Source organism: Methylobacterium sp. 174MFSha1.1 (assembly GCF_900116815.1).
GTDB lineage: Bacteria > Pseudomonadota > Alphaproteobacteria > Rhizobiales > Beijerinckiaceae > Methylobacterium.
In genome coordinates this window covers 15414-40169 of the sequence record NZ_FPCB01000052.1, presented here as the reverse complement: position 1 = coordinate 40169, position 24756 = coordinate 15414, and the positions used below count along the sequence as shown (strand labels likewise).

Here is a 24756-nt window from a genome sequence, read left to right as displayed (position 1 = left end):
GCCTCGGACAACGCCGCCTACTGGTCGATCGCCACCACGGTGCGCACCGACAACGCCTCGCTCTCGGCGGTCAAGGACTCCCTCGGCCTCGGCTCCTCGGCCGTCGACACCGCCTATAACGGCGTGTCCAGCATCATCACCAACCTGCAGACCCTGCGCAGCAAGCTGCAGACCGCGCTGCAGCCGGGCGTCGACCGCTCGAAGGTCCAGACCGAGATCGCCGCCATCCAGAACCAGATGAAGGCCACCGCCGACTCGTCGGTGTCGAGCGGCCAGAACTGGCTGTCGGTCAACTCCTCCGACTCGACCTACACCGACGTCCGCTCGGTGGTCGCCGGCTTCGCGCGCACCACGACCGGCAACATCACCTTCTCGACGGTGAACATCTCGACCCAGACCATCCGCCTCTACGACGCGGGCAACGGCGGCACCCAGGCGACCACCGCCAAGGCGACGGGCAGCGCGCCGGTCGCGGCCACGATCGACTTCAGCGGCGCCAACGACGCGTCCTTCTCCATCACGGCGAATGGCGGCACCGCCGACACCATCACGCTCACCAAAGCGACCCTGTCCTCGGCCGTGGCGAACATCGCGGCGGTCACGCGTCAGGAACTCGTGAACGCCATCAACAACCAGATCGGAGCGACGACGAACACCGCCGGCAAGATCCAGGCGAGCCTGGACGGCGCGGGCCGGCTGGTCTTCGAGACGAGCGGCGGCGCCGGCACCGGCTCGGGCGCCAAGATCGACTTCACGATGGGCGCCTCCGCGACCGTCAACATCGGCTACGGCGCGGCCACCACGGCCATGGGCCAGGTCGTCGGCGCCAACGCGTCGGCCGGCGCGGGCGGCGGCATCCTGGACTTGGGCACGGTGGGCAACTCGGTGGCCACGCTCTTCGTCTACAATGCCTCGGGCGCGGCGAGCGACAACTCCATCAAGGCGTCGATCAATCTGGTCGAGGCGGCGATCGCCAAGGTGACCGATGCCGGCACCAAGCTCGGCGCCAACAAGACGCAGATGGACGGACAGAAGAACTTCGTCGACACGCTGATGAAGGTGAACGACCGGACGATCGGCACGCTGGTCGACGCGGACATCGAGGAGGAATCGACCCGGCTGAAGGCGCTGCAGACGCAGCAGCAGCTGGCGGTGCAGGCGCTGTCGATCGCCAACTCGTCGAGCCAGAACGTCCTCTCGCTCTTCCGCTAAGCGGGGGAGGGCGGTCCCCCTCCCGGGGACCGCCGACACGATCGAACGAGAAGAGCCGCCCGCGACCGTCAGGATCGCGGGCGGCTCTTTTGTCGTCATCGGCGGGTGATCAGCCGACGAAGGTGTAGCCGGCCAGGCGCTTGGCCTCGATCGGATCGTAGCCGAGGCGCATCCGCAGCTTCTTGCGCAGCTTGCTGATGTGGCCCTCGACCACGCTCTCGTCGACCGCCGCGTCGAGGTCGCCGTAGACCGCCTTGAAGATCTGGCCCTTGGTCACCGGCCGGCCGCGGTTGCGGGCGAGGTAGTCCAGGATGTCGCGCTCGCGCCGCGGCAGCAGCAGGCTCTGGCCGTCGATCTCGGGGTCGCGCCCGTCGGTATGCACCGTCAGGCGGCCGCTCTTGTCCGGCGTGCTCGCGGGCTTGATCTCGCTGCGGTTGGTGCGGCGGCGGATCGCCCCGGCGCGGGCGATGATCTCGCGGACGTGGACCGGCTTGCGCACCACGTCGTCGATGCCGGCGGTGAACAGCGCGAGGGTCTGCTCGAGGGAGCGGGTCTCGTTGAGGGCGATGATCGGCGCGCCGGACAGGCTGCGCAGGGCGGCGGTGAAGGCCGTGCGGTCGGCGCAATCGCCGATGACGAAGCCCTGCACCGCGGCGAGGTCCTGGACCGGGGTGGCGTCGATCCAGGTCCGGACGTCCCGCACGTCCAGACCCCGGGCCGCCACACCCTCCACGCTGAAGCCTGCAACGACCTGCGCAGCCACGCTTTCCCGCTCGTCGACGACGATGTACACGCCAGCCCCCAAGATTCTTTCGAGATTTTTTGACGAGTGTTCTTGCTCCGGCGCCGGTAGGGGCGTCGGATCTGTTTATTTTTTATTGTGTCGAAGCGGCGCCGGGTCTTCGCGGTGGACGTGCGATGCGATCCGGCTTGCGCGTCGAGGCGCGATCTGGTGAACGATTTGTTAAAGGGAGTTTCGCGCTGAAATGGTTAATTTTCTGTTAACTACCGGTATCGGCTGTCCGATCGCGGACACACCCTGTGGCGCGGTGGCAACGCACCATTCGAGAACATCATCAAAATCAGTGCTTTAGAGAATTCGATGCCGCGCTGCGGTCCTGTGGCGGTCGGGCGACAGTACCGGGTGCCGTAACGGAGGGTGTCGCGGCCGGATGGCTGTCCGGCGCCCTCGATCATCGGCCGGGGGGAGGGGCCGATCGTCAGAGAAAAAGCCGAAGAATCAAAGACGTAGATCCATGCCCGCGCGTCGCGCGACCGGGTGGGGACCGCGGAGCCTGTTGGACCTGCCCGGTCGGTTCGACACCCTCCCGGTCGTTCCGGGCTCAGCTCTCGCGGCCCTGGGGGACCGGGAGGATTTCGGAATCATCGAGAATCAAACGAGTTTTCAGCCGTCGAGCTCGGGGTAGCGCCGGAAGATCCCCTGCTGGTTGAAGGGCACGCGCCGGTCGCTCGCCAGGTAGGCGGCGATGCGCGGCCGGGAGGCGACGAGGCGGTGGAGGGCGACGACCTTCGGCGTCGCGCCGATCGCCCGCTCGGTCGCCCGCGGAAACGCGTAGGCGAGGCCCTCGACGAACTGGAACAGCGAGAGGTCGGCGTAGCTGAGGCGGTCGCCGACGAGATGGCGCGGGCCGGCGGGGTTCGTGGCCAGCACCCGCTCGAGCCAGTCCAGGAATTTCGGGATCCGGTTCTCGCGAAAATCCTCGGCCCGGCGGGCGGCCTCTGTCCGCTGGTCCTCGTAGTACAGCGCCGAGGCGATCGGGTGGTGGCTGTCATGGGCCTCGGCCACCGCATCGGCGATGGTGAGCTGGATCTGGTGGGTCCAGATCCGGTCGGCCTCGCTCTCGCCGACGAGGCCGAGGCGCGGCCCGAGATGGAGCAGGATCGCGGCGGTCTGGCCGATCACCAGGTCGCCGTCGCGCAGGTAGGGCGGCGCGAAGGGCGGGCGGGGCGGGGCGTCGAGCCCCGCCATCATGCCGTCGATGCCGTCCTCGCGGGCGACGTCGACGTACTCGGCGCCGGCCTCCTCCAGGGCGAGGCGGACGAACTCGCCACGGCCCTGGATCAGCGGCCAGTAATGCAGCTCGTAGGCCATCGGCATCACCCCTGGCTCGCGGCGCCCGTCGCCGGCGGGCGCCGGCGCGGGCTCACCAGCCGCGCATCTCGTCGTGGTTCGGGCGCCTTCCCTGCGGCGTCAACCCGTCGATCACGCCCGGCAGAACCTGGGCGAGCTGCGCCAGCAGGTCGTTCCGGTCCATCCCGGTCTGGCGGCTCAGGGTCTCGACCGTGTCGGGGCCGAGGGCCTGGGCGAGCTGCTGCGGCTGGATCGGCCGGTTGTGGCCCGGGCCGATCCACGACTCGATCATCTCGCCGAGGCCGCCGCGGTGGAACCGGTCGATGAGCTGGTCGAGGCCGCCGCCGGCGGCATCCTCCGGCTGCTCCCGGTCGAGGCGGGAATACGGCCCGGCGCCCTGGTCGAACGGGTTCTGCATGCCGCCGCCGGGAGCCGGGGAGGGCGCTCCGCCGGGCATCGAGGGGGGCGCTCCGCCGCCTGGGCCGTCGAGCATCCCGGCGAGGTCGGAATAGGGGTTGTCCGGGTCCTCGCCGCGCCGGGAGCGGGGTGCGTCGTCCCGCGGATCCGGCGTGCCGTAGCCGTGCGGGTCCGGGGCGTAGCCGTCGTCGGGCCCGGATTGCGGCGCCGGCCGGCGGCCGCCGCCGAAGATGTCGCCGAAGCCGCCCTGCATCGCCTTGGCGGCGAGCAGCATCAGCAGCGCCTTGACCAGGGGCGACATCGCCCCCGAGCCGCCGCCGCGACTTTCCTCGTGCCGGCCGCCGCCGAGGACGTTGCCGAGCACCGAACCGATGACCTGATCGAGCAGACCCATGGGTGCCTCCCCTCGCGCGTGTCGCGCGAGGGTTAACTGGGCTGGCGCGAAGCGGTTGCCTCCCGATACGCCCCGCCGGACGGCGACGCGCCTAAGCGGACCTGCGTCGGCAAGCCAACGCAGGTCCGCTTAGGTCGCTGTTCTGTCGCAGATTTCCGTCGCAAAACCGGTCACCGCTTTTGCGAAATCTGCTTAGAGGATGCGGTCCCGGTACCGCTCGGGCGCCGTCCAGCAGCTGTCCCGCTTGCCGAACAGGCGGTAGCGGTTGCGCGCGACGAGGCGGTAGACGGGGTCGCGCAGCCGGGCCGGGACGAGGCGGAGGATCCGGGCGAGCCGCCAGGGAAACCCGAGCGTCTCGTAGATGTGGAGGATCGCGTCGCTGTCCCGGCGCACGCGGCTGCCATCGACGACGAGCAGGCTCGCCGGATCGTCCGGATCCAGGCCGTGCCGGCGGCAGAGCGACCGGCCGGCCTCGCCCTGCATCGCCGCGAGGCGGAACGTCGCCGCGCGGTCCCGCTCGAGGACGAAGCGGGCCTGGGCCGAGCACAGCACGCATTCGGCGTCGAACAGGATGATCGGGCCGGGGGGAGGCGTGGTCACGCGAGCCTCGCTCCGCGCCTCACCGCCCGTCGCCGGCCCCGTTGCCGCCGCCGGTGGCGCGCCGGTCCTTGGCGTCGAGCTGGTCGAGGGGGTTGGTGCGGGCGCGCGCGTTGCCGCTCAAGCCGGTATCGCCGGGCATCACCTTCGTGTCGGGCTTGATCGCCTGGGGCGGCGCGATCCCGGAGGCGTCCTTGCGCGCGGCGTCGGGGATGTCGGCCTGGGTCGGCTGGTCGCGCCGGTCGGAGATCGCGAGGGCCGGGGCGGCGCTGGCCGTCAGGAGGAGCAGGGCGGCGGCGAGACGGGCGAGCGGGGGCGTGGCGGGCCTCGTGGCGGGTCTCATGGCGAGTCTCCTGCGGGGTGTCTCGCAGGGGCAAAGCGGCCCGAAGCTCTGCGGTTCCGGCCGGGTCCCGGGAAATCCCGAGGGGTCCCGAAGGTCGCCTCATGCGAAAAGGACCGCCCCGGCGGGGCGGTCCTTCGCGGTTACATGTTGATCAGGGCGTTGGCGGTGCCGACCACCGTCATGGCGAGGCCGCCGGCCAGGACACCGATCATGCCGTAGGACACGGCGCGCAGAAGCTTCATCTCGCTCATTTCCGTCTCCTTGGGGTTAGCAGCGGTAGCCGCCGGAGGTCTGGCCGTACTGCTTGACCGGGAAGTTCTGCTGCCGGGCATTGCCCTCGGCGGCCGAACTCATCGGGCAGGAGCCGTAGAACGGCACGCTGTCGTTGGCGGGCCTTCCGATCGAGCCGGTGGTCTCGACGTCCTGACTCCAGAACGGGTTCGCGGGAGCGTTGGGGCTGAATGCCATGGCGGACGAGATCGGAGCGGCGCCAAGGACAATCGCGGTGACGACGGCGGCGATACGGGTCTTCATGTGGTATTCAGTCTCCTTGTCGCAGTGCCGGCCGAGGGTTCGGCCTGCCTCTGTTGCGATGATTGGAATATAGTCAGCCCGTCCCCGCCGGGATGTGTCCTCGCGCACGCGGCGGAGCGGAACAAGAACTCACCGGCCGCCGTGGGTGGGCCGCAGCTCCCCGGCGCCTTCCCGTGCGGGAGGAAGCGGGCCCGCGTAACCCCGTGCCCGCCCGCCTCGCACGGGCCCGCCCGCGTCACATCCCGCTACCACCGCGGCCCGCTTCCCTGGAGCTAGTCTAAGCGGCGACACCCGAGCGATGGCTCATGCGAAACGAGGTTCCTGCTGCCGATGGCCAAACCCGTCCACTCGATGATCCGCGTCCTCGACGAGGAGCGCTCCCGCGCCTACTACGCCCGCGCCTTCGGCCTGGAGCTCGCCGAGCGCGTCGGCTTCGACGGCTTCGCGCTCGTCTACCTGCGTCACCCGTCGTCGCCGTTCGAGCTGGAGCTGACGGTCAATTTCGACCGCACCGAGCCCTATGACCTCGGCGACGGCTACGGCCACCTCGCGGTGGTGGTCGACGACGTCGATGCCGAGCACGCCCGCTTCACCGAGGCCGGCCTGCCCGCGACCCCGGTCAAGGACTTCCAGCACCAGGGCAAGACGCTCGCCCGCTTCTTCTTCGCCACCGATCCCGACGGCTACAAGATCGAGGTGATCCAGAAGGGCGGCCGCTTCGGCTGATCGCGACCCCGCCGGCCGGGCAAGCGCGCGGACAGACGCGCCCCGGCCGGCCTGCCGACGAACCGTCACACGAGAATCGAGAGGAGACACCCGATGAGAGAAGTCGATCCGCGCACGCGGTTCAGCCGCCGCGGCTTCCTGCAGAGCGCCGCCGTCGCCGCTCCGGCCGCGGCGCTCGCCACCGGCGCCGGGCTCCACGTTTCGGAGGCCTGGGCCGAGAACGGCGCGGCGCTGGCGCCGGCCGAGCTGAAGACCCTGGTGAAGATGGCGCGGGACATCTACCCGCACGACTTCCTCGGCGACGTCTACTACATCACGGCGATCAAGCCCTGGGACGGCAAGGCCGCCGCGGATCCGGCGGTGAAGACGCTGCTGACCTCCGGATTGCGCCGTCTCGACGAGGATGCGCAGGCCCGCCACAAGGTCGCTTACGCCCAGATCGGCTGGGAGGCCGACCGGGTCGCGGTGCTGGAAGGCATCAGCCACACCGACTTCTTCAAGAAGATTCGCTCCGACCTCGTCGTCTCGCTCTACAACCAGCCGGAGCTGTGGCCGAAATTCGGCTACGAGGGCCCGTCGGCCGACAAGGGCGGCTACATCCACCGCGGATTCAACGACATCGACTGGCTGCCGAAGGTCTGACCGTCCGGCCGCCTGAATACATCTGCCGTCAATAAAAGAACAATCGATGAACAGCCGCGCCGGCCCGGCCGCGACCGGCCGCGCGGACCGGAGGAAACCATGGCCACTTTCGACCTGAACGACGACAGCCTCGTCGTCATCGTCGGCTCGGGCGCCGGCGGCGGCACGCTCGGCACCGAGCTCGCCCTCAAGGGCATCCGCTGCGTCATCCTCGAGGCGGGCGCCCGCCACAACATGGAGGATTTCGTCAACGACGAGTGGGCGAGCTTCGCCCAGCTCGCCTGGACCGACATGCGCACCACCTCGGGCTCGTGGCGGGTGGCGCGGGACTTCCCCAACCTGCCGGCCTGGATCGTCAAGGCGGTGGGCGGCTCGACCGTGCACTGGGCCGGCGCCTCCTTGCGCTTCGAGGAGCACGAGTTCCGCATCCGCGACCATTACGGTGCGATTCCCGGCGCCAACCTCCTCGACTGGCCGCTCACCCGGGCCGAGCTCGACCCCTGGTACGAGAAGGCCGAGGACCGGATGGGGGTGACCCGCACGAACGGCATCCCGGGCCTGCCGGGCAACAACAACTTCAAGGTGCTGGAGGCCGGCGCCCGCCTCGTCGGCTACAAGGAGGTCCATACCGGCCGGATGGCGATCAACAGCCAGGAGCGGCACGACCGCGGCGCCTGCCAGCAGATCGGCTTCTGCTTCCAGGGTTGCAAGTCGGGCGCCAAGTGGTCGACCCTGATCGCCGAGATCCCCCGCGGCGAGGACACCGGCAACCTGGAGGTGCGCCCCAACTGCATGGCGTTGCGCATCGAGCACGACGCGTCCGGCAAGGTGACGGGCGTGGTCTATGCCGACGAGAAGGGCACTCTCCAGCGCCAGAAGGCCCGCATCGTCGCGGTGGCCGGCAACTCGATCGAGAGCCCGCGCCTCCTGCTCAACAGCGCCTCGAACCTTTTTCCGGACGGGCTCGCCAATTCATCGGGCCAGGTCGGGCGCAACTACCTCCGGCACATGACCGGGAGCGTCTACGGCGTGTTCGAGAAGTCGGTGCACATGTATCGCGGCACCACCATGGCGGGCATCGTCCGCGACGAGGCCCGGCACGACCCGCGGCGCGGCTTCGCCGGCGGCTACGAGATGGAGACGGTCTCCCTCGGCGTGCCGTTCATGGCGGCCTTCCTCAATCCGGGCGCCTGGGGCCGCTCCTTCACCAGCGCGATGGAGCAGTACCCGCGCATGGCCGGGATGTGGCTCGTCGGCGAGGACCTGCCGCAGGAGACGAACCGCATCACCCTCGACCCGACCGTCAAGGACAAGCACGGCATGCCGGTGGCGAGCGTGCATTTCGACGACCATCCCAACGACGTCGCGATGCGCAACCACGCCTACAAGCAGGGCGCGGCGATCTACGAGGCGGTCGGTGCCACCGTCACCTACCCGGTCACGCCCTATCCGAGCACCCACAACATGGGCACCAACCGGATGAGCGCGAAACCGCGGGACGGCGTGCTGAACAAGTTCGGCCAGACCCACGACGTGAAGAACCTGTTCGTCTCCGACGGCAGCCAGTTCACCTCGGGGGCGGCCTGCAACCCGACCCTGACCATCGTGGCGCTGGCGCTCCGCCAAGCCGACCACATCGCCGGCGCGATGCAGCGGCGGGAGATCTGATGCGCTTCGCCCTCCCGTCCCTCGTCCTGCTCGCGGCGCTCGCCGCGGGCCCCGCCCCGGCCCAGGACTCGGCCACGCCCGCCGCGCCCTCGCGCCAGCCCGGCGGGGCCGCGGCCTACCCGAACAGTCCCGGCGGCCAGCCGGCGGCGGAGCGGGGCGGCCGCCCGGTCGCGACCGACCACGCCGCCTGCCCGGGCCCCGGCCCGTGCCCGGCGGCTCCCGGGCCGTCCGGCGCCGCGGATGCGAGCCGGACGGCCACGCCGAGCAGCTCGGTCGGCCAGGCCGGCCCGGTGCCGAGCACCGCCTATCCGGACGCGCCGGGCGGGATGCCGTCGAACCGCCCGGACGGCACCGCGCCCCGGTGAGACGACCGGCGGGGCCCCGATGCCGGGCGCGGCGGAACTGCGCCCGGCATCATGCTTCTGCCAATCGACGCTGGAAAACCTGACGTCGTCGCTTGGATCGGCGACGTGTTCGTGAAATCGAACATTTAGGGAGAAACCGTACGCTTTATATTAAGGCGGCGGTAAGGGGCGGTTGTACATCGTCGCAACAGGTCCAGCCGGTTGCCATCCCCCGATGATTTCATCCAGCCGCGCCCAGAAGACCGATCGAGCGCCTGATCAAGAGACGACGCACATCGACGCGCAAGTCACCGCGATCCTGACGCGGGTTCGTCTTCGGCCCGGGGCCGAGGAGGGCTTCGCGCGCTGGCAGGCCGCCCTGACCCGGGCCGCGGGCGAGGCGCCGGGCTTCGTCAGCCTCGAGGTGGTTCCGGTGGCGCCGCAGGCGCCGGATTGGCACGTGGTGCAGCGCTTCCGCGACGCGGCGGCCCTCGCGGCTTGGCGCGACGGGGCGGCGAGGGCGGAATGCCTGGCGCGGCTCGCGCCCCTGCTGCATCCCGGCCATCCCACCACCCCGGACGAGGCGGCGCCCGACTTCCACGACCTCGCCTGCGTGACCGAGGTGATCGCCACCCGGGTCGAGCTGGAGCGGGAGCCGGCCTTCCGCGCCTGGGCCGAGGCGGCGCAGGCCGCGCAGGCGCTGTTCCCCGGCTATGCGGGCACGCTGGTCCAGGCGCCGATCCCGCCGCAGATTCCCTACTGGACCACGCTGGTGCGCTTCGCGACGCCGGCCGAGCTCGATGCCTGGCTCGCCTCGCCCGAGCGCCAGGCCCTGCTCCGCCAGGCCGATCCCGCGGTCGCGACCTGGACCAGCCGGCGGCTCGCGGCACCCTTCGCCGGCTGGTTCCCGGAGGAGGGCGGCGCGACCCCGCCGGCCTGGAAGCAGACGGCCCTGGTGCTGCTCGTGCTGTTCCCGGTGGTGATGCTGGAGATCCGCTTCCTCAGCCCCCTCACGGCCGGGCTGCCGGTCGCGGTCGCGACCTTCATCGGCAACGCGATCAGCGTCGCCCTGGTCTCCTGGCTGCTGATGCGGATCGCGACCGCCGCGCTCGGCTGGTGGCTGGCCCCGGCGCCGGACCGTCGCCGGCGGATCGAGACTCTCGGCGCCGGCGTCATGCTGGGCCTCTACGCGGCCGAGATCGCCCTGTTCACCCTGCTGCCCTGACGGCGAAAGGAATCCCCGATGACGGACGACGACAAGACGTTCATGGCGCGCGCCATCGAACTCTCCGAGAAAACCTCGCTCATCGACAGCGCCGGCGGGGTGTTCGGCAGCGTGATCGTCCAGGACGGCAAGATCCTGGCCGAGGGCGCGAACCGCGTGGTCGCCGAGAACGATCCGACCTGGCACGGCGAGATCGAGGCGATCCGCAAGGCCTGCAAGGCGCAGGGCAGCTTCAAGCTCCGCGACGCCACCCTCTATACCAGCGCCGAACCCTGCCCGATGTGCATGGCGGCGGCCTACTGGGCCGGCATCAAGGAGATCTACTACGCGTCGACCAACGAGGACGCCCTGCGCTACGGCGATTTCGACGACAGCATGATCTACGGCGAGCTGAAGAAGCCGGTGAACGAGCGCTCGATCCCGACCCGCCAGATCATGCGGGCCGAGGCGGTCGAGGTCTGGAAGAAGTACCACGAGAAAGCCGACCGCGTGCCGTACTGACGGTTTCGGCTATCCGTCGACGATCGCCGCCGGGTCCGCAACGAGCCGGGCCCGCGCCAGGGCCCGTCAGACTGGCTCCCCACAGAATCAACACACTCCGCGTCATTCCGGGGCCGCGAAAGCGGAGCCCGGAATCCAGAACCGCAGGATGTTCAGAATAGAGCGGACCGTCCTCCGCCTCATTCGGCATCACCTGAGTGTCTGGATCCCGGGCTCCGCTTTCGCGGCCCCGGAATGACATGCAGGGTGTTGTTTCCTTCGGCTCCAATCAAAAAGGCTCCCGTGCGATTTCCGATCGATTGCTTCAGGCCTTCCTCGCGGGATCGCTTTGCAGCGCGGAAGTCGGCCCCGTCTCACGCCCGCCCCTGCACCGGCAGGTCGGCGAGCGACGGCCGGGACCGCTCGATCAGGGCCGCCGCCAGCATCGCCTCCAGGCGGATCAGGTCCTCGTCGGGCTCTGGCTGCCAGCCGCAGCCGCAGCGCGGCGTCGGGCCGTGCAGGGAGGCGATCTGGCGGTAGAGCGTGCCGACCGTGCGGGCGGCGGCCTCGAGCGCCGCCATCGGCGGCAGCGGGCCGCGCTCCAGGGCGTCCCAGAAGGCGAGCGTCAAGGCCTGCTCCAGGGCGGCCTGCCCGCGCGCTTCGGCGTCCTCCCGCAGGCGCTCGCCCTGGTGCGGGGTCATCGCCCGCCTCCCGACTCGCTGAAGAGGCCGACCAGCCGCTCCCAGGGCAGGCCGACCGGCGGCCATCCTTCGCGGATCAGGCCCGCACAGCCGTGAATCAGGATCAGCGCTCGCGCCATCGCGGCCTCCATCTCGGATCGTGCCGGGGTTCGGCGCGCCCTGAATGCAGCACCTCGTCTGTGCGCGCAAGATCTCCGTACGATATTGGAGGATTTCTACTTTGAGGTGATCAATCTATATTGTCAGGTGAATTATGAAAATTCCAAACTGCGTGCCGCCCCGATGGCGGATTGGCAGCGGCGCCGGGAGCGGCTACTGGGGCGCCGACGCAGGTCCGGGTTCCTCGCCCGGCTTCCTCGCCCAGACGGGACTTGTGCCCGACCCCTCGCCCGAAGGCTCCGACCGATGACCGATACCCCGCCCGACCGCCTCAGCACCGATCCGCGCAGCCCCTTCCACGACGCCGCCCTGCTGGAGCGCGGCGTCGGCGTGCGCTTCAAGGGCGTCGAGAAGACCAACGTCGAGGAATACTGCGTGAGCGAGGGCTGGGTGCGCCTCGCCGCCGGCAACGCCAAGGACCGCTTCGGCAATCCGATGACCGTGAAGCTGAAGGGCCCGGTCGAGCCCTATTTCCGCGCCCCCACCCCGGACACGGCGAGCGAGTAGCCGCGCCCCGCGAGGACGCTTCGCCCTGCGAGGACGCTTCGCCCTGCGAGGACGCTTCGCCCTGCGAGGACGCTTCGCCCTGCGAGGAATTTCAGCCCCGCGGGGATGCCTCCGCCCGCAGGGCGGCGAGGTCGAGGCGGCGGGTCACCATCTGCAGCCCGCCGTCCCCGTCCCGCGGCCACTCGGCTTCCGGCCGGTCGCGGTACAGCTCCACCCCGTTGCGGTCCGGGTCGTCGAGATAGAGCGCCTCGCTGACGCCGTGGTCGCTCGCGCCGGTGAGCGGGATGCCGGCGGCGTCGAGCCGGGCCAGCGCGTCGGCGAGCGCCGCCCGGGTCGGGTACAGGATCGCCGTGTGGTAGAGCCCGGTGCTCCCGGGCGGCGGCGGCGCCCCGCCGGCGCTGTCCCAGGTGTTGAGCCCGATATGGTGGTGGTAGCCGCCGGCCGACACGAACGCGGCCTGGGTGCCGTAGCGCTGCATCAGCGCGAAGCCCAGCACCCCGCAATAGAAGCCGAGCGCCCGGTCGAGGTCGGCCACCCGCAGGTGGACGTGCCCGATGCGGGTCCGCGGGTCGATCGGTGCGCTCATCGGCTCGGTCTCCAGTGACGACAGGCTGGTGTCAGGTCGCCTGCGCAGACTGCAACGTTTGAGAATGTCCGGAAATCCGGCATCTCGTAGCATCACTTCACACTCTCAGAGTGAGATCGAGCCGTGCCCGACCGGCTGACCGGAATGCAGATCTTCGTGCGCGTCGCCGCGACCGGCAGCCTCTCGGCGGCCGCGCGGGCGCTCGGCCTGTCGCAGAGCGGCGTCACCAAGCACGTCGCCGCCCTGGAGGACCGGCTCGGCGCCCGGCTCCTGCACCGCACCACCCGCCGCCTGACCCTGACCGAGGCCGGCCGGCACTACCTGGAGGCCTGCGAGCGCATCCTCGCCGAGATCGACGAGGCCGAGGCGGCGGCCGGCGCCGAGACGGCGGAGCCCCGCGGCACCCTGCGGCTCAACGTGCCGGTCTCGTTCGGGGTGCTGCACGTCGCCCCCGCGCTGGCGGAGTTCGGGCAGGCCCATCCGTCGCTGACGGTCGAGCTCGGCCTCAACGACCGGCCGGTCGACCTGATCGAGGAGGGCTGGGACCTGGCGCTGCGGATCGGTCACCTGCGCGATTCGAGCCTGGTCGCCCGCTCGCTCGCGTCGTGCCGGATGCGGGTCTGCGCCTCGCCGTCCTACCTCGCGGCCCATGGCCGGCCGCGCCGCCCGGAGGACCTGACGGCCCATAACTGCCTCGGCTACACCCTGGCGAGCAGCGACGGCTGGCGCTTCGAGAGCGGCACCGTCGCGGTCTCGGGGTCGCTGCGCGCCTCGAACGGCGCCGCCCTGGTGGCCGCCGCCGCCGCCGGGCTCGGGGTGATCTACCAGCCGACCTTCCTGGTGGTCGAGGCTTTGCGCCGCGGCAGCCTGGTGGCGCTCGACCTCGGGACCATCCCGTCCCTGCCGATCCACGCGGTGATGCCCTCGCGCCGCCGCCCGCCCGCCAAGGTCCGGGCCCTGGTCGAGTTCGTGGCGCGCCGCTTCGCCGACCCGCCCTGGGATCGCGGCCTGCCCGCGCCGCTCGGGGCCGACGACCCGCTGCCTGCGCCCGCCCTCGTGCCGGAACCGACCGGGCGGCGCCCGGCCCAAGCCGGTCCGATCCAGGCGGATCCGGTCGAAGCGAGGCTGTCGTGAGCCGGCGCTCCCTGACTGACGGCCTGCCGGCGGAGAGCGGCTCGGTGGTCGGCCTCGCGTCGCGCCCTGGCGCCGATCTGTCCGGCCTCGACTTCCCGGACCGGGATTTCCTGCGGCTGATCGAGGGTCACGGCCTGACCGGCAGCTGGACCTGGGATTTCGCCCGCAACGAGCAGGTCTGGTCCCCGGGCCTCTACCGGCTGCTCGGCGTCGAGCCCGGCAGCGTGCGGGCGGACTTCGGCCTGTTCCTCAGCCTCGTCCATCCGGAGGACCGGCCGCTGATCGAGACCAACGGCGCGGTGATGCGGGAGGGGGTCTTCAACGACCACACCGTCCGGGTGATCCGGCCGGATGGGTCGCTGCGGGTGCTGGCGAACCGCGGCACCGCCTACTTCACTCCCGACGGCCGGCCCCGCGCCGTGGCCGGGGTGGTGCTGGACGTCACCGACGCCGAGCGCATGGCCGGCCTGCACCGCGAGGAGCAGCGCCGCAGGCGGGCCCTGTTCGAGCAGGCGCAGACCTGGATGCACGCCTCGCCCTACTCGGATTCCCTGCGCATCGCCTCGCGCGAGCTCCTGAGCCTCACCGGCTTGACCCAGCAGGATTTCCACGAGGACTGGACCCGGATCCTGGTGCCGGAGGAGCGCGCCCGCACCCACGATCACGTCGTGGCGCGGGTCACGGCCGGGCAGCCCTTCGTGGTCGAGAACCACCTGGCGCTCGCCGGCGGCGAGCCCGGCCGGTTCCGGGGCGTGTTCGTCCCGGTGCGCGGCGCCGACGGACGGATCGAGACCTGGGCCAGCCTGAATTCCCGCATCGACGGGATCCGGCCGGCGCCCACGGGTGCGGTGCGGCAAGGCCTGGAGCAGGCCGTCCAGGGCGCGCATCTGCGCGCCGCCCGCGGCCTGCTCGACTGGTCGATGGCCGACCTCGCCGCGGCCAGCGGCCTCTCGCTCTCGACCATCCGGCGCCTGGAGGAGGGCACCGAGGGGCCGGCGGCCCGCAGCCGCCACGCCGCCATCGAAGCCCTGCGCCGGGCCGGCATCGGCTTCCTCCTCGTCGAGGGCGACACGATCGCGGTTGCCAAGGTGCGGTGAGCCGCACGGGGTGGTCCAGAGGTGCAGTGAACCGCACTCGGTCGTCGAAAGCTGCGGTGAGCCGCACGAGGTGGTCAAGATGCGCTGACGAGAGCCCTTTCCGGCCCCCGCAGGGCTTGCCATATGGGTCCCATGCCCGCCCCGAAGAAGCCCCGCTTGTCGACCGGCAAGGCCTCGAAGCCCGAGTTGAAGCCGCTCGACCCGTTCCTCGCCGAGCTCCTGAACCCGGCGCTGAACCGCGACCGCCTGCCCGTCGTGGAACCGCCGCCGCCCGAGCCGCCGAAGCGCGGGCGCCCGCGCAAGGACCCAGCCAAAGACTCGGCGAAGAGCGCGGCCGTCGCGACGAAGCCCGCCCGTAAGGCCAAGTCGCCCGAGGCCCCGGGCGGCTTCGGCGAGGCGCCGCAGGCCACCTTCGCGCACGGCAGCGCGGCCGATGTCGAGCCGGCGCTCGCCCAGGCGCTGGGCTTGCGCGAGGCCGACGGCGAGGCGGTGGAGGAGCGCGGATCGCTCGCGACCGAGGGCGTCTCGGCGACGGTCGACGCGCTGACCAAGCTCCTCACCGAGGGCAACCCGCTGTTCAAGAACGGCGAGCTGTGGCGCCCGCACCGCCCCGAGCGGCCGCAGAAATCCGAGGGCGGCGTCCCGTTCCGGCTCAAATCCGACTTCACCCCGGCGGGCGACCAGCCGAGGGCCATCGCCGAGCTGGTGGCCGGCGTGACGGGGCACGAGCGCGACCAGGTGCTGCTCGGCGTCACCGGCTCGGGAAAAACCTTCACGATGGCCAAGGTCATCGAGGAGACCCAGCGCCCGGCCCTGATCCTCGCCCCCAACAAGACCCTGGCGGCGCAGCTCTACGGCGAGTTCAAGAGCTTCTTCCCCGACAACGCGGTGGAATACTTCGTCTCTTACTACGATTACTATCAGCCCGAAGCCTACGTACCCCGCTCCGACACCTTCATCGAGAAGGAATCGTCGATCAACGAGCAGATCGACCGGATGCGCCACTCCGCCACCCGCGCGCTCCTGGAGCGCGACGACGTCATCATCGTCGCCTCGGTCTCGTGCATCTACGGCATCGGCTCGGTCGAGACCTACACGGCGATGTCGTTCACGGTCAGCCTCGGCGAGAAGATCGAGCAGCGCCAGCTCGTCGCCGACCTCGTGGCGCTGCAATACAAGCGCATCCAGTCCGACTTCGCCCGCGGCACCTTCCGGGTGCGCGGCGACGTGATCGAGCTGTGGCCGGCCCACTTGGAAGACCGCGGCTGGCGCATCGGGCTGTTCGGCGACGAGATCGAGTCGATCTCCGAGTTCGATCCGCTCACCGGCAAGACCCTCAACACGCTCAAGTTCGTCAAGGTCTACGCCAACAGCCACTATGTGACGCCGCGCCCGACGCTGCAGCAGGCGGTCAAGGGCATCAAGGACGAGCTGAAGTGGCGGGTCGAGGAGCTGACCCGGATGGGCCGGCTGATCGAGGCGCAGCGCCTGGAGCAGCGCTGCACCTTCGACCTCGAGATGATCGAGGCGACCGGCGCCTGCAACGGCATCGAGAACTATTCCCGCTACCTCACCGGCCGCAAGCCCGGCGAGCCGCCGCCGACCCTGTTCGAGTACCTGCCCGACAACGCCCTCGTCTTCACCGACGAGAGCCACGTCACGGTCTCGCAGATCGGCGGCATGTACCGGGGCGACTTCCGCCGCAAGGCGACTCTGGCCGAGTACGGCTTCCGGCTGCCCTCCTGCCTCGACAACCGCCCGTTGCGGTTCGAGGAATGGGACGCGATGCGCCCGCAATCGATCCACGTCTCGGCGACGCCGGCGAAGTGGGAGCTGGAGCAGACCGGCGGCGTCTTCGCCGAGCAGGTCATCCGCCCGACCGGCCTCGTCGATCCCGTCATCGAGGTGCGCCCGGCCCGCTCCCAGGTCGACGACCTGCTCGGCGAGGTGAAGGAGGTGGCGGCCGCCGGCTACCGCACGCTGGTGACGACGCTCACCAAGCGCATGGCGGAGGACCTGACCGAGTACCTGCACGAGAACGGCGTGCGGGTGCGCTACATGCACTCCGACATCGACACGCTGGAGCGGATCGAGATCATCCGCGACCTGCGGCTCGGCGCCTTCGACGTGCTGATCGGCATCAACCTGCTGCGCGAGGGCCTCGATATCCCGGAATGCGCGCTCGTCGCGATCCTCGACGCCGACAAGGAGGGCTTCCTGCGCTCCGAGACCTCGCTGATCCAGACCATCGGCCGGGCCGCCCGCAACGCCGACGCCCGCTGCATCCTCTACGCCGACCACGTCACCGGCTCGATGGACCGGGCGATGGCCGAGACCGAGCGCCGGCGCAAGAAGCAGCTCGCCTACAACGAGGAGCACGGCATCACGCCGCAGAGCGTGAAGCGCAACATCGCCGACATCCTGGAGAGCGTCTTCGAGCGCGACCACGTCCAGGTCGATACCGGGCTGGCGAAGTCCGCGGTGACGGTCGGCCACAACCTCAAGGCGGTGATGGCCGACCTCGAGAAGCGGATGCGGACAGCCGCCGCCGATCTCGACTTCGAGGAGGCGGCGCGCCTGCGCGACGAGCTCAAGCGGCTCCAGGCGACCGAGCTCGCCATCGCCGACGACCCGATGGCCGGCCAGGCCGAGGTCGAGCGCGAGGCCGGCCGCTTCGGCGCCAAGCGCAGGCGGCGCGGTCCCGACTCCTTGAGCCCCGCGCCCGTGGGCTACGGCCCCGGCGGCAAGGGCACCTCCGACGAGGGCACCCGCATCCGCGAGCCCGACCTCGACGAGATGGGCCCGGGTACCGACCGCGAGGTGCCCTTCACCTACGCCGAGCGCCCGACCGGCCGCTCGACGCAGGGCTTCCCGGGCCAGCGGCCGAAATACAAGGGGCGCAAGGGCCGGGGGTGAGAGCCTGGATTCAGATCGACTGTCCGCTTCACCTTCCATCTCGGAGAGTGCTTGAGCGACTGCGTCGGTCGATCCGCCAAACCGATCGACATCTCTCGGTGTCATCCCGGGGGGCGCGAAAGCGGAACCCGGGATGACGCAGGGGATTTGAATTCGGTCTGCCGACTGGAACAGCGTCCGCAAGTCGGAGCGGATCCGGCGGAACCAGTCGGCGTCTCGCGTGTACATGCCCCTCAACGAGAGGAGTGCGTGGGATGAAATCGATCCTGGGGGCCGGCATCGTGGCGGCTCTTCTGGTCCCCGCGCCTGTGATGGCGCAGGCGGCACAGACCACGGTGGGCCCCGGTGGCCTGCGGCTGCCTCAGGTCATCGCCGGCCAGCCCCCGGCACCCGCTGCCGGCAGCGACGGCGCTGTCGCTCCCCCGGCCCACGTCGATTCCCTGGCGGACGACTTCCACCGGCCGCTCTCCGCGACCGCGGAGCCGCCGCCGAACCCGCTCTTCGCCCGCGAGCCGGAGCCCGCCCGGCACTAGCGGATCGTCGTTCCGCCGGCCGCGAGACCCGCTTTGCCCGGGATGCCGACCCTGTCCGATACGACGCCCGGGGATCCCCGTCGCTCGGAGGACCATGCCACGCTGATCGGGGGCCTGCGAAGCCGTGGAATGATGCACGACGCCATCGCATTGCCCCACCCCGGCAAGAGATCGCCCGTTCCGGGACGGCGCGACGGCCAAGCCGGTGCCGCAACGCCGTGCGGCCGCGGCACCGAAGCCGATGCAGCGTTCCCGAAAGACCCCGCCCGAAAGACCCCGATGGGCTCTTCTTGGGTGGCGACCGCGTTCGCACCCTTCACGACACTGACGCCGTCGGTGTCGCCGTGGGTCGGCCCGAGGACGCCGCCGGATGCCGGGCCATCCTCCCTCGATCGGCCGCTCCAGGAAAGCGTTCACCCGTTCGTCGATCTCCCGGCACAGCCGGCTGACCTGGCTCTTGGAGATGCCCGTTCCGCCCAGCGCCTGGAAGAGATCATCGACCGCGCGTGTCGAGATGCCCTGGATGTAGGCCTCCTGGATCACCGCGGTCAGCGCCTTCTCGGTCATCCGGCGCGGCTCCAGGAAACTGGGGAAGCAGCTGCCCGTCCGCAGCTTCGGAATGCGCAGCTCGACCGTGCCGGCCCGCGTCTGCCAGTCTCGGTCACGATACCCCCCGGATCAAGTCCGGGGCAAGCTGTTGCGCTGGGCCAGCCGCTCCGGGCTCTTCTCGCCGTGGGCCGCGCCGGTCAGGCCAGCCACCTCCAGTTCCATCAGGCGCTGGCGGCAAAGCCGATCATCTCGCGCAGCACGTCCGCGTCCGCGCTCTTCTCAGCCAGCGCCCGCAGGCTCATCATGGCATCGGTCATCGGGGGTCTCCCGGGCTCGGGGTTGGTGTTCGCAACCCGATCCTAACCCGTCACCCCCGCGGGAGATCCCGCCTGCTACAGCGCTGTGAAAGGCCCGCAGGCGGGCTCTCCCGCTCTCGCTCAGCTACACCACTCCAAGGGACACGACCCGTCGACCGCTCCGATGCAGCGCGTCTTGTGCGGCGCAGAACGATCTCCTAGGACGAGTCGTCATCAATTTTCCCATGTTCGAAATAGAATATTTCAAACATGCGGAACGCCTCGAAGTCTACGCCATGATAAAACGAGAGGACGTCGCCGCCGGCAACAGCGGTGATCGTGAGGGTTTGGCACGCGACCGGCGGTCGGAGCCGCCCGCGACGATCGCCTCGACCGTCCTGATGCATGGGGCCCGCGAGGTGACGATCCTGCATGCCGGCGAGCATTACCGGCTCCGGATCACCGCCAACAACAAGCTGATCCTCACGAAATGACCGACCCTTCCACTCCGCGGCTCTGGCGCCGCCGCGCCCTCCTCGCCGGCGCCGTCATCGCCGTCGTTCCCGGGGTTTCGCGAGCGGCCGAGCCGGCGGCCCGCATCGCGTCGCTCGGCGGGGCCGTCACCGAGATCCTCTACCGGCTCGGCGCCGCCGAACGGGTCGTGGCCGTCGATACGACGAGCCTCTTCCCGGCAAACGTCCTGCGCGAGAAGCCGAATGTCGGCTACCTGCGGGCCTTGTCGGCCGAGGGGCTGCTCTCCCTCGGCCCGGACCTCGTCATCGCCGCGGAGGGCGCCGGGCCGCCGGAGGTGCTCGCCCTGGTGCGGGAGGCCGGTGTCCCGGTGTCGATCGTCAGAGAGCCGCCGACGCCCGAGGGTGTCCTCGACAAGATCCTGACCGTCGGCCACCTCGCCGGCCTCGCGCCGGCGGCCGAGAGGCTGGCGGCGGAGGTCGGCGCCCGGTTCGGCGAGCTGGCGCGAGCGCGGGCCCGGGTCGACCGGCGGGCCAGGGCCCTGGTGATCCTGTCCGTCGCGAACGGCCGTATGATGGTCGGCGGTCGCGGCAGCTCCGCCGACGGCATCCTGGCGCTCGCCGGGATCGACAATGCCGTGACGGGCTTCGACGGCTACAAGCCGATCAGCGACGAGGCCGTCCTGGCTGCGGCGCCCGACGCCGTGGTGATGATGCAGAACGGGGCCGACGCGCCGAGCCCGGACGGCGTCTTCGCGCCCGGCACGGCGCTCGGACAGACCCCGGCCGCCGTGAGGCGCACGCTCGTGGCGGTGGACGGCCTCACCCTTCTCGGGTTCGGCCCGCGCACCCCGGACGCCGCGCGGGACCTGATGCGGGCGATCTATCCCGACCTGCCCCGTGACTAGGGCGCACGCGCCGATGCGGGCACGGCGGCGGAGCGGCCTGATCTTCGGCGGTCTCACCCTGCTGGTCGCCGCGGTTGCCATCCTCTCCGTCGGCGTCGGGGCGGTCCCGATCCCGCCGTCGCGCATCTTGAAACTCGTGCTCCATGCGAGTGCCGATCCGGCTTCCGCGCGCGACGCCCTCGTCATCCTCAACATCCGCCTGCCCCGCACCCTCCTCGGCCTCATGGTCGGAGCAGGCCTCGCGGTCTCCGGCGCGCTGATGCAGGGGCTGTTCCGCAACCCCCTGGCCGACCCGGCCCTCGTCGGGGTCTCGGCCGGGGCGGGCCTCGCGGCGGCCACCATCATCGTGCTGGGCGACGGCGTTCTGCGGAGCCTCGGCCTCCCGGGACCTCTGCCCTACGCGGTCCTGCCGGCCGGGGCGTTCCTGGGCGGGCTCGCCGCGACGCTCGGCCTCTACCTCGTGGCGACCCGGTCCGGGCGGACCTCGGTGACGACGATGCTGCTGGCCGGCATCGCCCTCGGAGCGCTCGCCGGGGCGATGACCGGACTCCTGGTCTTCGCCAGCAACGACCGGCAGCTGCGCGACCTCACCTTCTGGTCGCTCGGCAGCCTCGGGGGGGCCAGCTGGACCAAGGTCGCGGCGACGGCTCCGGCGATCCTGCCGGTCCTCCTCGCCGTGCCCTTCCTGGGGCGCGGCCTCAACGCCCTCGTCCTCGGCGAGGCGGAGGCCTTCCACCTCGGCATTCCGGTCGAGCGCCTCAAGCGCGCGGCGATCCTGCTCGTCGCCGTGGCGGTCGGCGCGGGCGTCGCCGCGGCCGGCGTCATCGGGTTCGTCGGTCTCGTGGTGCCGCACGCGCTGCGCCTCGTGATCGGCCCCGACCACCGCCGCCTCCTGCCCGCCGCCGCGCTGCTGGGCGGCGCGCTGCTCGTCCTGGCCGACGTCGCGGCGCGCCTCGTCGTCGCGCCGGCCGAGCTGCCGATCGGCATCGTCACCGCGCTCGTCGGGGCGCCCGTCTTCCTGTGGCTGCTGCTCTCCGGACAGAGAGGCTTCGATGGCTGAGCCGCCGCTCCTCGCTTGCCGCGACCTCGGCTTTACGACGGACGGGAAGATCCTCGTCCAGGGCGTCTCGCTGGCGGTCGAGCCCGGCACGCTGCAGGTGATGATCGGGCCGAACGGCGCCAGCAAGTCCACCCTGCTGCGTCTCCTCTGCGGCGAGCTGCGCCCGACATCGGGCAGCGTGGCCTATGCCGGGGAGCCGGTCGCCGGGATCCCGGCCTGGCGTCTCGCGACCTTGCGCGCCGTTCTGCCCCAGCAGGCCCGCGTCGCCTTCCCGTTCGCGGTCGCCGAGGTGGCGCGGATCGGCCTCGACGGGATCGGCCGGGGCCTGACCCGCCGCGACCGGGAGGCGATCCTGGTGCAGGCCCTGAAGCAGGCCGGTATCCTGCACCTTGCCGAGCGTCCCTATCCTGGCCTCTCGGGCGGCGAGCAGGCCCGCGTGCAGTTCGCGCGCGTGCTCTGCCAGCTGGCCGCCGGCCGCACGGTGGCCGCGGGACAGGTGCTGTTCCTCGACGAGCCGACGGCGAGCCTCGACCTGCGCCACCAGGGCGCGATCCTCGACGCCGTGGACGACCTGCGCCGCACGGGGGTCGGCGTGGTGGCGATCCTGCACGACCTCAATCTCGCGGCCGTCTATGCCGACACGTTGCTGGTGCTCGACGGCGGCCGGCTCGTGGCGCGCGGCGCCCCCGGTGCGATCCTGCGCGACGACCTGATCGCCGAGGTTTTCGGCGTGCGATGGCCCGTCGGGCGGGTTCCGCCAGGCGGCAAGCCCTTCATCCTGCCGACCCGTGTGTTGCCCAGCGGCAACTGAACGACAAGTTTGACGATCTGTCTGGAATGCTTACGAACGCGCGCCACCGTAACTTCGAGCTGTAACAATCCGGCTCTTCTCTTCACGCATTGACGCCGAGGCGGCCGGGCTCGCATGACGAGTCTCAGCCAGCCAGCTCTCCGCCAGCCAGCCAACCTCTCGACGTTGCGCCCTGCCTCGCGGAACTGGTGATGATCTCCCGCCGTCCCCTCCTGTCGTGCCGACCCGGTCTCCTGATCGGCGTCTCGCTCCTCTGCCTCGGATCCGCCCATGCGCAGATCGCGGCACCGCCACCAGTGGCCCCTGCGCCGGAGGCGCCGATCGCCCTCGACACCATCACGGTGACGTCGACGAAGACCGAGGAATCGGCGATCGACGCCCTGTCGGGCACGAGCGTGGTCACGCGCGAGCAGATCCGGCGCCTCCAGCCGAGCCGGCTGTCCGATGTGCTGCGCGACGTGCCGGGCGTGACGACGCAGGAGAACCAGAACGATCCGGCTCAAGCCATCAACATCCGCGGCCTGCAGGATTTCGGGCGGGTCAACATGCTGGTCGACGGCGCGCGCCAGGACTTCCAGACCTCCGGGCACAGCGCCAACGGCGTCTTCTACCTCGACCCGGAGCTCGTCGGCGGCATCGACATCACGCGGGGTCCCACCTCGACCATCTACGGCTCGGGCGCGATCGGCGGCGTGGTGGCCTTCCGCACGCGCTCGATCGACGACATCCTGACGCCGGACGAGACGGCCGGTGCGGTGCAGAAATGGGGGTTCGGCACCAACGGGCAGAGGTTCCTGAACTCGACCGCTCTCGGCGCGCGCATCGGCACCGCCGCCGACGTCTTCGGCCAGTTCGTCTACCGCAACAACACGCCCTACCGCGACGGCATCGGTAACCTCGTGCGCGACACCGGCAACGAACTGACCTCGGGCCTCGCCAAGTTCAACGTCCGGCCCGCCGACGGCCACGAGGTCAGCGGCACGGCCCTGATCCAGAACTTCGACTTCGCCAATAACGGCTCCAGCAACGCCGGCGCCCGCTTCGCCAACGCCGTTCAGGCCGACACCTACACCCTCGGCTACCGCTTCGCCCGCCCGGACGTGCCGCTGATCGATCTCAGCGCGAAGGGCTACTATACCACGACGCACAACACCCTGACCTTCCTGAGCGACACGGCGAGCGGCCTCTACGGCAACCTCGGCGTGCGGGCGGGCAACCAGATCAACTACGACATCGACACGTCGGGGTTCGACATCCACAACACCGCCCGTTTCGACACCTGGGGCGCGAGCCATGCCCTGACGCTCGGCGGGGACATGGTCTTCGACAGCGTTAGGACGACGGATCGGGCCGGCGGCTTCGGATCCGCCTTCACCCCTTCGGGAGAGCGCAACCTCGCGGGCGCATTCGTCCAGGACGAGATGCGCTACGCCTCCTGGCTGCGCGTGATCGGCGCGCTCCGGTACGACCGCTACGATCTCTCCGGCGGCGCCTACCGATCGAGCGGCGACCGCCTGTCGCCCAAGATCACCGTCGGCGTGTCGCCGTTCGCCGGCATCGAGTTCTACGCCACCTACGCCGAGGGCTATCGCGCGCCGTCGATCACCGAGACGCTGGTGCAGGGCATCCATCCGTTCCCGGCCTTCAACATCCTGCCGAACCCGACGCTCCGGCCGGAGGTGGCCCACACCATCGAGGGCGGCATCAACCTGAAATACGGCGACGTGGTCCAGCCAGGAGACGTTCTGAGAGCCAAGCTCAACGTCTTCAATAATATCGTCGACGATTACATCAACATCTCGCCGGTCGGCCCGACCTATTTCGTCCCGGCCATCCCCGGCATACCGGCGTCGGTCTGCGCGCGGCTCCCAGGACGGTTTCCGTGCGTGATCCCGGTGCAATCGCTCCAGTACCTCAACATCGCGCAGGCCGAGCTGTCGGGTGTCGAGATCGAGGGCGCGTATGACTGGGGTGGGGGGTTCGTCTCGCTCGCCGCCACGCACACCGACGGGCGCAACAAGGCGACCCGCGAGACGCTGCTGACCGTTCCTCCGGATCGGATCAGCGCGACGCTCGGGCTGCGCTTCCTCGACGAGCGCGTCACGGTCGGGAGCCGCCTCACATTCGTGGACAGCCGCCTCGACGTGCCGGCCGGCACCACGATCCTGGCGACGAAGGCCTACGCGCTCGTGGACTTCTTCGCCTCCTACCGCGTCGACGATCGCATCCGCGCCGACGTCATCGTGCAGAACGCCTTCGACAAGCGTTACACGCAGTACCTCAACCTGCTGCCGAGCCCCGGCCTGACGGCCAAGGCCGCGCTCAGCATCAAGTTCGCGACGCGGTGATGCCGAA

Annotated in this window: 25 protein-coding genes and 1 pseudogene; 17 read left to right on the top strand and 9 right to left on the bottom strand. The window is 70.6% G+C overall.

What is annotated here, in order from left to right:
* Positions 1–1212, top strand: a 1212-nt coding sequence (locus BM430_RS30565) for a flagellin (RefSeq protein ID WP_093570977.1), incomplete at its 5' end; no start/stop codon positions are given.
* 109 nt (positions 1213–1321) lie between these two features.
* Here the strand turns inward: BM430_RS30565 and BM430_RS30560 are convergent.
* The 6 genes from BM430_RS30560 to BM430_RS30535 form a co-directional block, all read right to left on the bottom strand.
* The gene (locus tag BM430_RS30560) at positions 1322–2005 is read right to left on the bottom strand and encodes a response regulator transcription factor (protein ID WP_093570976.1); all 684 of its coding nucleotides are present in this window, start codon (positions 2003–2005) and stop codon (positions 1322–1324) included.
* A gap of 612 nt (positions 2006–2617) precedes the next feature.
* Positions 2618–3325 (bottom strand): glutathione S-transferase, encoded by a 708-nt coding sequence (locus BM430_RS30555; protein ID WP_093570983.1) that lies wholly within the window; start codon positions 3323–3325, stop codon positions 2618–2620.
* Between the two features lie 52 nt (positions 3326–3377).
* Positions 3378–4115, bottom strand: a complete 738-nt coding sequence (locus tag BM430_RS30550; RefSeq protein ID WP_093570975.1) for a YidB family protein — start codon at positions 4113–4115, stop codon at positions 3378–3380.
* Positions 4116–4307: 192 nt separating this feature from the next.
* On the bottom strand, positions 4308–4715 hold the full coding sequence (locus BM430_RS30545; protein ID WP_093570974.1) for a thiol-disulfide oxidoreductase DCC family protein: 408 nt from the start codon (positions 4713–4715) through the stop codon (positions 4308–4310).
* Between the two features lie 19 nt (positions 4716–4734).
* Positions 4735–5055, bottom strand: a complete 321-nt coding sequence (locus BM430_RS30540) for a hypothetical protein (RefSeq protein WP_093570973.1) — start codon at positions 5053–5055, stop codon at positions 4735–4737.
* A gap of 267 nt (positions 5056–5322) precedes the next feature.
* The gene (locus tag BM430_RS30535; protein ID WP_093570972.1) at positions 5323–5589 is read right to left on the bottom strand and encodes a hypothetical protein; all 267 of its coding nucleotides are present in this window, start codon (positions 5587–5589) and stop codon (positions 5323–5325) included.
* A gap of 330 nt (positions 5590–5919) precedes the next feature.
* On the opposite strand from BM430_RS30535, the gene BM430_RS30530 reads away from it, so the two are divergent.
* The 6 genes from BM430_RS30530 (at position 5920) to BM430_RS30505 (ending at position 10695) form a co-directional block, all read left to right on the top strand.
* Positions 5920–6315, top strand: a complete 396-nt coding sequence (locus BM430_RS30530) for a VOC family protein (protein WP_093570971.1) — start codon at positions 5920–5922, stop codon at positions 6313–6315.
* Between the two features lie 93 nt (positions 6316–6408).
* Complete coding sequence (locus tag BM430_RS30525; protein ID WP_093570970.1) at positions 6409–6957, top strand: twin-arginine translocation signal domain-containing protein; 549 nt, start codon at positions 6409–6411, stop codon at positions 6955–6957.
* Positions 6958–7056: 99 nt separating this feature from the next.
* Entirely contained in the window at positions 7057–8625 is a 1569-nt protein-coding gene (locus tag BM430_RS30520; RefSeq protein ID WP_093570969.1) for a GMC family oxidoreductase, read from the top strand.
* On the top strand, positions 8625–8990 hold the full coding sequence (locus BM430_RS30515; protein ID WP_093570968.1) for a hypothetical protein: 366 nt from the start codon (positions 8625–8627) through the stop codon (positions 8988–8990). Before BM430_RS30520 ends, BM430_RS30515 begins: the two co-directional genes overlap by 1 nt.
* Before the next feature lie 214 nt (positions 8991–9204).
* Positions 9205–10194: an antibiotic biosynthesis monooxygenase gene (locus tag BM430_RS30510; protein WP_143132172.1), complete on the top strand. Its 990-nt coding sequence runs from the start codon at positions 9205–9207 to the stop codon at positions 10192–10194.
* A gap of 18 nt (positions 10195–10212) precedes the next feature.
* On the top strand, positions 10213–10695 hold the full coding sequence (locus BM430_RS30505) for a nucleoside deaminase (protein ID WP_093570967.1): 483 nt from the start codon (positions 10213–10215) through the stop codon (positions 10693–10695).
* Positions 10696–11048: 353 nt separating this feature from the next.
* On the opposite strand, the gene BM430_RS30500 is transcribed toward BM430_RS30505, so the two are convergent.
* On the bottom strand, positions 11049–11375 hold the full coding sequence (locus BM430_RS30500; protein WP_093570966.1) for a hypothetical protein: 327 nt from the start codon (positions 11373–11375) through the stop codon (positions 11049–11051).
* A 405-nt stretch (positions 11376–11780) separates the two neighbouring features.
* Here BM430_RS30500 and BM430_RS30495 point away from each other — a divergent pair, with 405 nt between their 5' ends.
* Positions 11781–12041 (top strand): DUF3297 family protein, encoded by a 261-nt coding sequence (locus BM430_RS30495; RefSeq protein ID WP_093570965.1) that lies wholly within the window; start codon positions 11781–11783, stop codon positions 12039–12041.
* A gap of 91 nt (positions 12042–12132) precedes the next feature.
* Here the strand turns inward: BM430_RS30495 and BM430_RS30490 are convergent, their stop codons facing one another.
* Positions 12133–12627: a VOC family protein gene (locus BM430_RS30490; RefSeq protein WP_093570964.1), complete on the bottom strand. Its 495-nt coding sequence runs from the start codon at positions 12625–12627 to the stop codon at positions 12133–12135.
* 123 nt (positions 12628–12750) lie between these two features.
* On the opposite strand from BM430_RS30490, the gene BM430_RS30485 reads away from it, so the two are divergent.
* The 4 genes from BM430_RS30485 to BM430_RS34925 all read left to right on the top strand — a co-directional run bounded on the left by BM430_RS30485 (position 12751) and on the right by BM430_RS34925 (position 18307).
* Entirely contained in the window at positions 12751–13761 is a 1011-nt protein-coding gene (locus BM430_RS30485) for a LysR family transcriptional regulator (protein ID WP_093570963.1), read from the top strand.
* Positions 13758–14858, top strand: a complete 1101-nt coding sequence (locus BM430_RS30480) for a PAS domain-containing protein (RefSeq protein WP_244539737.1) — start codon at positions 13758–13760, stop codon at positions 14856–14858. Before BM430_RS30485 ends, BM430_RS30480 begins: the two co-directional genes overlap by 4 nt.
* Positions 14859–14990: 132 nt before the next feature.
* Positions 14991–17774, top strand: a complete 2784-nt coding sequence (gene uvrB / locus BM430_RS30475; RefSeq protein WP_093570980.1) for an excinuclease ABC subunit UvrB — start codon at positions 14991–14993, stop codon at positions 17772–17774.
* Between the two features lie 254 nt (positions 17775–18028).
* Positions 18029–18307, top strand: coding sequence for a hypothetical protein (locus BM430_RS34925; RefSeq protein WP_177303216.1), 279 nt, complete (start codon positions 18029–18031; stop codon positions 18305–18307).
* A gap of 375 nt (positions 18308–18682) precedes the next feature.
* Here the strand turns inward: BM430_RS34925 and BM430_RS30470 are convergent.
* A pseudogene (locus BM430_RS30470) lies at positions 18683–19173 on the bottom strand (transposase); the annotation flags it as partial.
* Between the two features lie 224 nt (positions 19174–19397).
* Here BM430_RS30470 and BM430_RS30465 point away from each other — a divergent pair.
* The 5 genes from BM430_RS30465 to BM430_RS30445 all read left to right on the top strand — a co-directional run bounded on the left by BM430_RS30465 (position 19398) and on the right by BM430_RS30445 (position 24749).
* Positions 19398–19646, top strand: a complete 249-nt coding sequence (locus tag BM430_RS30465; RefSeq protein ID WP_244539736.1) for a hemin uptake protein HemP — start codon at positions 19398–19400, stop codon at positions 19644–19646.
* A complete protein-coding gene (locus BM430_RS30460) occupies positions 19643–20530 on the top strand; it encodes a heme/hemin ABC transporter substrate-binding protein (protein ID WP_093570962.1) in 888 nt (295 codons plus the stop codon). Before BM430_RS30465 ends, BM430_RS30460 begins: the two co-directional genes overlap by 4 nt.
* Positions 20531–20543: 13 nt before the next feature.
* The gene (locus BM430_RS30455; RefSeq protein WP_093570961.1) at positions 20544–21590 is read left to right on the top strand and encodes a FecCD family ABC transporter permease; all 1047 of its coding nucleotides are present in this window, start codon (positions 20544–20546) and stop codon (positions 21588–21590) included.
* Positions 21583–22401, top strand: coding sequence for a heme ABC transporter ATP-binding protein (locus BM430_RS30450; RefSeq protein ID WP_093570960.1), 819 nt, complete (start codon positions 21583–21585; stop codon positions 22399–22401). The genes BM430_RS30455 and BM430_RS30450 overlap by 8 nt, the downstream gene beginning before the upstream one ends.
* 191 nt (positions 22402–22592) lie before the next feature.
* The gene (locus BM430_RS30445) at positions 22593–24749 is read left to right on the top strand and encodes a TonB-dependent hemoglobin/transferrin/lactoferrin family receptor (RefSeq protein WP_093570959.1); all 2157 of its coding nucleotides are present in this window, start codon (positions 22593–22595) and stop codon (positions 24747–24749) included.
* The last annotated feature ends 7 nt before the right edge of the window (positions 24750–24756 follow it).

Coding starts and splice junctions, on each gene's coding strand:
- BM430_RS30555 (WP_093570983.1), bottom strand. CDS start 3,325: ATGGCCTACGAGCTGCATTACTGGCCGCTGATCCAGGGCCGTGGCGAG.
- BM430_RS30550 (WP_093570975.1), bottom strand. CDS start 4,115: ATGGGTCTGCTCGATCAGGTCATCGGTTCGGTGCTCGGCAACGTCCTC.
- BM430_RS30540 (WP_093570973.1), bottom strand. CDS start 5,055: ATGAGACCCGCCACGAGGCCCGCCACGCCCCCGCTCGCCCGTCTCGCC.
- BM430_RS30535 (WP_093570972.1), bottom strand. CDS start 5,589: ATGAAGACCCGTATCGCCGCCGTCGTCACCGCGATTGTCCTTGGCGCC.
- BM430_RS30530 (WP_093570971.1), top strand. CDS start 5,920: ATGGCCAAACCCGTCCACTCGATGATCCGCGTCCTCGACGAGGAGCGC.
- BM430_RS30525 (WP_093570970.1), top strand. CDS start 6,409: ATGAGAGAAGTCGATCCGCGCACGCGGTTCAGCCGCCGCGGCTTCCTG.
- BM430_RS30520 (WP_093570969.1), top strand. CDS start 7,057: ATGGCCACTTTCGACCTGAACGACGACAGCCTCGTCGTCATCGTCGGC.
- BM430_RS30515 (WP_093570968.1), top strand. CDS start 8,625: ATGCGCTTCGCCCTCCCGTCCCTCGTCCTGCTCGCGGCGCTCGCCGCG.
- BM430_RS30510 (WP_143132172.1), top strand. CDS start 9,205: ATGATTTCATCCAGCCGCGCCCAGAAGACCGATCGAGCGCCTGATCAA.
- BM430_RS30505 (WP_093570967.1), top strand. CDS start 10,213: ATGACGGACGACGACAAGACGTTCATGGCGCGCGCCATCGAACTCTCC.
- BM430_RS30500 (WP_093570966.1), bottom strand. CDS start 11,375: ATGACCCCGCACCAGGGCGAGCGCCTGCGGGAGGACGCCGAAGCGCGC.
- BM430_RS30495 (WP_093570965.1), top strand. CDS start 11,781: ATGACCGATACCCCGCCCGACCGCCTCAGCACCGATCCGCGCAGCCCC.
- BM430_RS30490 (WP_093570964.1), bottom strand. CDS start 12,627: ATGAGCGCACCGATCGACCCGCGGACCCGCATCGGGCACGTCCACCTG.
- uvrB (WP_093570980.1), top strand. CDS start 14,991: ATGCCCGCCCCGAAGAAGCCCCGCTTGTCGACCGGCAAGGCCTCGAAG.
- BM430_RS34925 (WP_177303216.1), top strand. CDS start 18,029: ATGAAATCGATCCTGGGGGCCGGCATCGTGGCGGCTCTTCTGGTCCCC.
- BM430_RS30465 (WP_244539736.1), top strand. CDS start 19,398: ATGTTCGAAATAGAATATTTCAAACATGCGGAACGCCTCGAAGTCTAC.
- BM430_RS30460 (WP_093570962.1), top strand. CDS start 19,643: ATGACCGACCCTTCCACTCCGCGGCTCTGGCGCCGCCGCGCCCTCCTC.
- BM430_RS30455 (WP_093570961.1), top strand. CDS start 20,544: ATGCGGGCACGGCGGCGGAGCGGCCTGATCTTCGGCGGTCTCACCCTG.
- BM430_RS30450 (WP_093570960.1), top strand. CDS start 21,583: ATGGCTGAGCCGCCGCTCCTCGCTTGCCGCGACCTCGGCTTTACGACG.
- BM430_RS30445 (WP_093570959.1), top strand. CDS start 22,593: ATGATCTCCCGCCGTCCCCTCCTGTCGTGCCGACCCGGTCTCCTGATC.